Below are 7,586 nucleotides of genomic sequence, written 5' to 3' on the forward strand. Positions count from 1 at the left end.
CGTTGCCTGCACCCAGCGGGAGCTGTTCAAGGTGATCCTGGCGATCTCCTTGGCGGTGAGCCCCCGCTTGGCGTGGTAGACCGCCAGGAAGCGGGTCCTTTCTATCGGATCCTTGGCCTTCTTGACCCTCCGCCATAGCTCGCTCAAGGTTAGATGGTCGGCTACGGTCATAAACGAAGGATACAACAGGAAAGGGTAGTACCCCTCGCCCTCCTGCGCCCGCCCGTCCTGGTGGGGCGCGAGCAAGCCTGGCAGGCCCTGGAGGAGGCCTGGGAGGCGGGGAAGGCGGTGTTCGTCACCGGGGAGCCGGGGGTGGGCAAGAGCCGGCTCTTACAGGACTTCGTGGCCAGCAAAGGTCCTTACGCGTGGGTTTCAGGCCGGCCGGGGGACCAGGGCACCCCTTTAGCCTTCTATTCCCGGGCCTGGCGGGAGCTCTTCCAGCGCTACCCCGGGATCCGCCTGCCCCCCTGGGCCCGGCAGGAGCTCTCCCGCATCTTGCCCGGGCTCTTCCCCGAGGCCCCGCCGCCCTGGGGGGACCCCGCCGACCGGCTCCGCCTCTTCGCGGCCATGGCCGAGATCCTCCGGGGGCTGGGGAAACACGTGGAGGCGCTGGTGGTGGACGACCTGCAGTACGTCGACCCCGCGAGCGCCGAGGCCGGGGGGTACCTGGTCTCTCAGCTCGTGCCCACCCCGCCCGGGGTGCCGCGCAGCCTCAACGCCTACCGCAGGGGGGAGCTGACGGCGGAGGCCGAGGCCGGCATCGACCGGCTGGTGGAGGCGGGCCTGGCGGCCCGGGTCGGGCTCGAGCCCCTCGCGCCGGCGGGGGTGGAGGCGCTTCTGGCCTCGCTGGGCCTCCCCGGCCTCGAGCCCGCGCGGCTGGCCCCGCAGCTCTGGCAGCGCACCGGGGGCAACCCCTTCTTCGTCCTCGAGACCCTGCGGGCCTTCTGGGAGGCCGGCGGGGTGCCCGAGGGGCGGCTTTACTTCCCCGTACCCGAGCGGGTCAAGGGGCTGATCGCCCGCCGCCTCCAGGGCCTCTCCGCCGCTGCCCTGCGCCTGGCCCAGGCCGCGGCCATCGCCGGGGATAGCCTGACCCTGGAGCTGGCCGCTGGGATCCTGCAGAGCCGTCCTCTGGACCTGGCCGGGCCCTGGGCCGAGCTCGAGGCCGCCCAGGTCCTGCGCGAGGGCCGCTTCGCCCACGACCTGCTCCTGGAGACCGTTAGGGAAGGCATCCCTGCCCCCGTCCAGGCCCACCTGCACCGCCAGGTAGCCCAGGCGCTCGAGCAGACCGGCGCCCACCCCGCCCGCATCGCCCAGCACTGGCTTTTGGCCGGCCGGGAGGAAGCGGCGGCCCGCTGCTGGCTGGCCGCCGGCCGGGACTACCAGGCGCGCGCGCTCCACGCCGAGGCCCTGGCCATGCTGGAAAAAGCCCTGGCTTACGGCCAGGAGGAGGCCACGCGGGCCGAGACCCGCCTCCTGATGGCCGATATCTACCGCGAGCAGCGGCGTTACCGCGAGGCCGAAGCCCTGCTGGAGACCTTGCTCGAAAGCCCCACCCCCCTCAGGGTCCGGGTGGAGGCCCTGCGAACCCGCACGTACCTGGCCATCGGCGACCACTCGAGGGCGGTGGAATACGCCCACGAGGCTTACCTCCTGGCCCAGGAACTCGGGGACGAAGAGCTCACCCACCTGACCCTCACCGCCTACGCCGCCGCTTTGTGGGGGGTGGGCCGGGCCGCCGAGGCGGCGCGCCTGCTGGAGCCCGAACTCGCCCGCGACCACCCCGACCCCCGCCGCCGCATCCGCGTCTTCGCCTACCTGGGGGCTCTGCACGCCCACCGGGGCCGCTTCGCCGAGGCCTATCCCCTCCTCGAGGAGGCCCACCGCCTGGCTCTGGAGCAGGACCCCTACTGGCGGGTCCTGGTGGCGGCCTTCCTGGTGGGGGCCGACGTGGAGCGGGGGGAGCCCCTGGCCCACCGGGAGCTGGCCCAGGCCGCGCGGGCCCTGGGGCCCTTCGACGTGAGCGAGTACCTGGCCCTGGTGCTGGCCCGGGCCTACCTGGAGGCCCGGGAGCCCCAGGCGGCTTTGGAACTCCTGGAGGAGTGCCCTGGCGAGCGCTTAGGCCCGGCCTACGCCGTTTTGGGCCTGGCCTACACCAGCCAGGCCCTCCTGGCTTTGGGCCGGGAGGAGGCTGCCCGCCGAGCCCTGGCCGGGGCCCTGCCCCTGGCCGAGGGCCTGGAAGGGGCCCCGCGGGCCCTGGCCCAGGTGGCGGTGGCGGGCTCACGGCTCGGAGAAACGGCGGCGCACGCCCTCCTGGCGCGGATTCCCCCCGGAGCCCTGGGCCCTGCCGACCGCAGAAGCCTCCTCGAGGCCGGCTTTGCCTGGAATCCCCAGGACGAGGGGCCCTCCTGAGCCTGGCACCCCTAGCCTTGATGGGTCATCCTCCGGTCATCCACCCTTTCGTACCCTTACCTCATGCTCGACCACCGGCGCGTCTGGCGGTTCCTGCTTATCGGGCTGTCTATCGTGGGCGGAGCGCTTCTCAGCCCCGCGCCCGGTCGGGCGCAGGTTGCGGGGCTCGAAGGGCACGGCCGGGCCCGTTTGGAGTTTCCGACTTCCAGGAAAGACGCCAGACCTGTGACGAGCCCCTCGGGGAGGTCGGTAATGGCTACGGCTCTATTGGGCGTGTGGGTTCAGGACGATACCGGGCCCGTCCTCACCTCGAGGAAGCGCTATCACTTCAAGCCGGACGGCTCGTACGAGTTCGTGTTCACGTCGCGAAATACGGGGAGCCTGCAGCAGAACGTCCTGGTGAGGGAGGAAGGAACGTTCACCGCCGAGGCGAACCGGTTGACGATCTCCCCCAAGGCTGGCCGCCCCAGGTCGTTCCCGTGGAGGGTCGAGAAGGATCCCTACGTGGGCGACGTTCGGCTGGTGATGGTGCTTCCTGACGGAACGCTCGACGTCTATTACCGGGAGTAGCAGCGGGACGTGGGGTGGCCTCGAGGCGGGGAATGAGTATGGGAGGCAAACCTCACGGAGTCGCTCGGTGGTTGTTTGTGGCCGTTCTTTGGGCTCTGCTGGGCTCGTGCAGCGGGCCGGGCAACAAGCCCCCTGCCGACGACCCGCGGAGCCTGGCCGAGCAGGTGCTGGCGGGGGGAGCCGGGGCTCAGGCGGCGCTCGAGCAGGCCCTGCGGCTGTCGGGCTTCGCCGTGCGCGCGTCGGGAGGGGGGCCGGTGGAGCCGGCCGAGCCCGCACAGGGCCTGGTCTTCGAGGCCTGGGACCTGGGGGCCATGCTGGCTTCGCTCGCCAACGGGGGTTCCGCGACGCTCCCCGACTTCGCCGCGGCCCTGGCCTTGGGCTTTCCCGAACTCGAGGCCCCCCAACTCGCCGCCACGATCGCCGCGGACCTTCGCGAAGCAGCCCAAAGCCCGCAGCCCGAAAAGCGCTTCTGGGCGCAGTTCATCACCGAGCTAGGCCGCCAGGCCGCCCTTCCCTACGACCTCCTGGACCCCGCGCTGGACCCCACCGCGGTGAGCCTGGACCCGGTGCAACTCGGGCTGATCGTCTACCGCCTCACCGCCGACGTCTGGCTCTTCGTCCAGCCCTCTTCCGGTGGCGCCCGGCTCCCAGCGCCGAAAACCGCGAGCCAACCGCCCTGCACCCTCACCGAGACCCAGGCCCTGATCCTCGACGCTGCCGCCGCGGCCTCCTCGATCGGCTTCGGCCAGATGCTGGACTACCTGAGCGGCAAGGGCCTCAAAGGGGCCGAGAAGTACGCCAAGGTGGTGGCTTGGGTCAACGCCGCGCTGAGCGCGGTCAAGCTGGTCTGGAGCTGGGCGGCCTTCAAGGGCGAGATCAGCATGGACGGGCCGGAACTCGTGCGCACCAAGAGCGCGGCAGCCGACGGCGAGCTGCGCAAGGTGACGGCGAAATTCCGCCTGGACCTGGGCAACGCGCAGATGGTCAACTGTCTGCGCATCCTCTTCAACGGGGCGGGGCTGGACTTCAGCCTTTGGAACGACGGCCCCATCAAGAACGCCGGGGTAGATTGGCTGATTCTCCAGGGCGGGACCACCTCCAGAGGGCTTGGCTACATCAAGTTCGACGAAGCTGAAGGCAATTGGCCCATTGACCGTCGCACCGACGGGGAAGGGAAGGATGTCATCGCCATCGAGGGCGTCCGGCAGAAGCGCAACCTGCCCGCCGACGCCGAGAGGTGGGACCGGCCCGGCAAGCTGCACGTGAAGGTCAGCCTGAAGACCGCCGACGTCGTGCAAGACCTCATCGATGCCGCGGGCGGGGTGCTCAGCCTGCCCGCCGAGATGGCCTTCCGCATCGGCTTCGGCTTCGCCTACACCTTCAGCTTCAACGTGGTGGACTGGAAAGATCCCTGCGAGCCCGGCGTTTCCCGGGCTGTAGGGGCGCAGGCCGAGGTTTGTGGGGTGCTAGTACACGCTACCGCTTCCTTCAATTGGGCGGGCCACCTCATCCAGACAGCCGGGATCATCGCCGATGTGCAGGACCGTTTCGAGGCGGACCTATGGCTTTCCCCTGTACCCGGCGGCCAGGGCTCCTCGGTGAGCGGCATTCAGAACGCTCCCTCCACGGAAGCCAACCCCCGGCTCGGGGAAGATCTAGAGCATGGGGTGTGCAGCTTCCAACTGGGTGGGGATTATGAGCATCTCACCCTCGATTCCTGGAGGTTCTTCGGGGCGACAGAAAAGGATTACTACTTCGAACTCACCGGAATCGCATCCGTGCCGCCCGCCACCCTGTACATCCGGAGTGACAACAACTGCATTCCGTACACCGATCCCGGATACACAGGCCGGAGTGGGATTTCTTTTGTGGTAGACCTCAGCCGTCTGCAGAAGCTGGGTGACACCTACACCTTCAGTGATCCCTCGAGGTGGGAGTTCCGGTTCGAGCGTAGGTAAGTCCTTGAGCCAGGCCGCCACCCTCCCTAGGTGGCGGTAAATAAGCCTCGCACCCGTTGTCTCCCCAATCCTTTAGATCTCCTGCGGAAACGCCGGCAAGCCGCCTCGAGCGGCCGTGCTTGACGCAACTATCGACCGTCAGCCGCCAGCGGCTTCTGCAGGGAGTCTTTTGTAAGCGGGGCAACCTTCCCTCGCCGGGCCGTTTAGAATGGCGGCGTGAAAGTTCTCGTGGTGGGCTCAGGTGGGCGCGAACACGCCCTGGTCTGGAAGGCGGCCCAGTCGCCCCTCGTCTCCAAGCTCTACGCCGCGCCGGGCAACCCGGGCATGGCCGAATTGGCCGAGCTGGTGCCCATTACCGACGTTCGGGAACTGGCCGAGTGGGCCGAGCGCAACGCCATCGACCTGGTGATCGTGGGCCCCGAGGCCCCGCTGGTGGAGGGGCTGGCCGACCGGCTCGAGGAGCGCGGCGTCAAGGTGTTCGGGCCCCGCCAGCAGGCGGCGATGATCGAAGGTTCCAAGGCCTTCGCCAAGGGGCTGATGGAGCGCTACGGCATCCCCACCGCCTCCTACCGCACCTTCAGCGACCCCATCGAGGCGCTGGAGTACCTCGAGCGCGTGGGCGCCCCCATCGTGGTCAAGGACTCGGGCCTGGCGGCGGGGAAGGGCGTGACCGTGGCCGGCGCGCTCCAGCAGGCCAAGCAGGCCGTCACCAACATCCTCTCCGGCCCCGAGACCGGCGAGGTGGTGATCGAGGAGTTCCTCACCGGCCCCGAGGTCACCGTGCTGGCCGTGACCGACGGACGGACCATCGTTCCCCTGCTGCCCTCGCAGGACCACAAACGCCTGCGCGACGGCGACCAGGGGCCCATGACCGGCGGCATGGGCGCCGTCTGCCCCTACCCCCTCCCGCCCGAGACCCTGCGCGAGGTGCAGCAGCGCGTGCTCGAGCCCCTCGTCGCCGGGCTGCGTTCGGAGGGCGTGGTCTACAAGGGCGTGGTCTACGCCGGGCTGATGCTGACGCCCGGCGGCATCCGGGTGCTCGAGTTCAACGCCCGCTTCGGCGACCCCGAGGCCCAGGCCATCCTGCCGCTGCTCGAGACCGACCTCGTCGAGCTGGCCCTGGCCGTGACCGAAGGCCGCCTGCACGAGCTCGAGCTGCGCTGGCACGGCGGCGCCTCGGCCTGCGTGGTGATGGCCGCCCCCGGCTACCCCGAAGACCCCCGCAAGGGCATCCCCCTGCACCTGCCCGAGCAGGTGCCCAGCCAGGTGCTCTACTTCCACGCCGGGACCCGGCAGGCCGAAGGCCAGCTCCTCGCCAACGGCGGCCGGGTGCTCAACGTGGTGGGCTTGGGCGCCGACCTGCGCGAGGCCCTGGACTACGCCTACCGCGGCGTGGCCGCCGTGGACTTCCCCCAGGCGCAGTTCCGGCGGGATATCGGGAAGAAGCTACTCTGACGCGGGGTTCCAGCCTTCGTCGAGCGCCTCGCGGGTGTTGTCGTAGAGCGCCTCGACGGACTCGAGCCGCCGCCCTTCGTCGAACCAGAAGGTCAGCACGTAGTCCCCGCTGACGCACTCGATGTAGCTGTCTTCCGCTTCGACCTCGAGGCCCTCCCCGCCGGGGAAGAGGGCGAGCACGTCGTCGTAGGTGCTCCGGGCGGAGAGGCCCACCTCTTGCTCGCCGTTGACGAAGCGCCCGGGGTAGGGCTGCATTTGCAGGTATGGGTCCGGCTGGATGTGAAAGATGAACTGGCACACCGTCCCGCCGTCGCACTCGAGGTACAGCCCGAGCTCGCGGTACACCAGGGCCTCGTCGTCGCGCAGCTCCTTCCTGGGCCGGTGGCCCAGCAGGCGCCCGAGGAAGCCGGGCTCGAGGGTGACCTCTTCGGGAGGGGTGTCCTCCGGGCCGAGGAAGTCGAAGCGGCTCGCCGGGCTGCCAATGGGCACGCCGCACAGCTTCCAGCCGTCGAAGTCGAAGACCAGGTTCTGGGGGCTCAGGCGCATGGGTTGCTCCGCTTACTTCATACCAGATTCGGTTAGTTCGTCACCGAACGGCGGCCAACTAACCCGACCGAAGTTATCCGCGTGGCGGAGGGCGGTAGCGCCCCTTGGAAGGGATACGCTTGCTTCGCCGACCGCCAGGGAGGGGTGTGCTCTGGGACTCAAAAAGATAGCTTCTGGGAGTCCTTGGTCTGGGTGATTATCTTTTTGAATCCGGTTAGGACTTACGCAGTTGGCTGAAGGATGTGGAGGGGATGGGCGAGATAACTTCGTATTGCCTCGCGAACAATGGACGCCTTGGCCTCGTACCAGCTCACCCCCCTGCGCAGCCGGTAGACCTCCAGCCGGAGGAAGGCCCGCAAAGCCAGGAGGAGGTGCCGCAGGATGGAGACCGCCTTCCTCACCTGGGCCCGCTCCACCCCACAGCACTGCTTGAGCCCCCGATGGTAAACCTCTATGCCCCATCCCTGCCGCTCTAACTCCGCCCGCTTCTCTTCGCTCATCCCCAGATGGTTCGTGGCCCAGTACTCCGCCTCCCCGTCCTTGGAGAGCGTTCGGAACACCTTGAACACCTTGACGAACCCAAAGCCCTTCAGGTGCACCACCCGCCCTTCCGGGGGTATCGCCACTTCGCTCACCGGCAGGTTCCCC

Annotated in this window: 5 protein-coding genes and 1 pseudogene; 4 read left to right on the forward strand and 2 right to left on the reverse strand. The window is 69.1% G+C overall.

Annotation, left to right across the window (positions count from 1 at the left end; translation table 11 throughout):
* Positions 1-231 precede the first annotated feature (231 nt).
* From MEICH_RS24540 to purD, 4 genes are all read left to right on the forward strand, one after another.
* Positions 232-2,409, forward strand: a complete 2,178-nt coding sequence (locus MEICH_RS24540; RefSeq protein ID WP_051304090.1) for an ATP-binding protein — start codon at positions 232-234, stop codon at positions 2,407-2,409.
* Positions 2,410-2,472: 63 nt separating this feature from the next.
* On the forward strand, positions 2,473-2,979 hold the full coding sequence (locus tag MEICH_RS0110235) for a hypothetical protein (protein ID WP_027892538.1): 507 nt from the start codon (positions 2,473-2,475) through the stop codon (positions 2,977-2,979).
* A gap of 77 nt (positions 2,980-3,056) precedes the next feature.
* Positions 3,057-4,937 (forward strand): hypothetical protein, encoded by a 1,881-nt coding sequence (locus MEICH_RS29685; protein WP_174422435.1) that lies wholly within the window; start codon positions 3,057-3,059, stop codon positions 4,935-4,937.
* Between the two features lie 216 nt (positions 4,938-5,153).
* Positions 5,154-6,392 carry a phosphoribosylamine--glycine ligase gene (gene purD / locus MEICH_RS0110245; RefSeq protein WP_027892539.1) on the forward strand — a complete coding sequence of 413 codons (1,239 nt, stop codon included), beginning with the start codon at positions 5,154-5,156 and terminating at the stop codon, positions 6,390-6,392.
* On the opposite strand, the gene MEICH_RS0110250 is transcribed toward purD, so the two are convergent.
* Complete coding sequence (locus MEICH_RS0110250) at positions 6,384-6,938, reverse strand: hypothetical protein (protein ID WP_027892540.1); 555 nt, start codon at positions 6,936-6,938, stop codon at positions 6,384-6,386. The two genes, purD and MEICH_RS0110250, sit on opposite strands and share 9 nt — an antisense overlap.
* Positions 6,939-7,159: 221 nt before the next feature.
* Positions 7,160-7,586, reverse strand: a pseudogene (locus MEICH_RS24550) (IS701 family transposase); the annotation flags it as partial.

It is taken from the genome of Calidithermus chliarophilus DSM 9957, assembly GCF_000430045.1.
Classification (GTDB): Bacteria; Deinococcota; Deinococci; order Deinococcales; family Thermaceae; genus Calidithermus; species Calidithermus chliarophilus.

Excerpts from the sequence above, each read along its gene's own strand:
- MEICH_RS0110235 (WP_027892538.1), top strand. The coding sequence starts at position 2,473 with ATGCTCGACCACCGGCGCGTCTGGCGGTTCCTGCTTATCGGGCTGTCT.
- MEICH_RS0110250 (WP_027892540.1), bottom strand. The coding sequence starts at position 6,938 with ATGCGCCTGAGCCCCCAGAACCTGGTCTTCGACTTCGACGGCTGGAAG.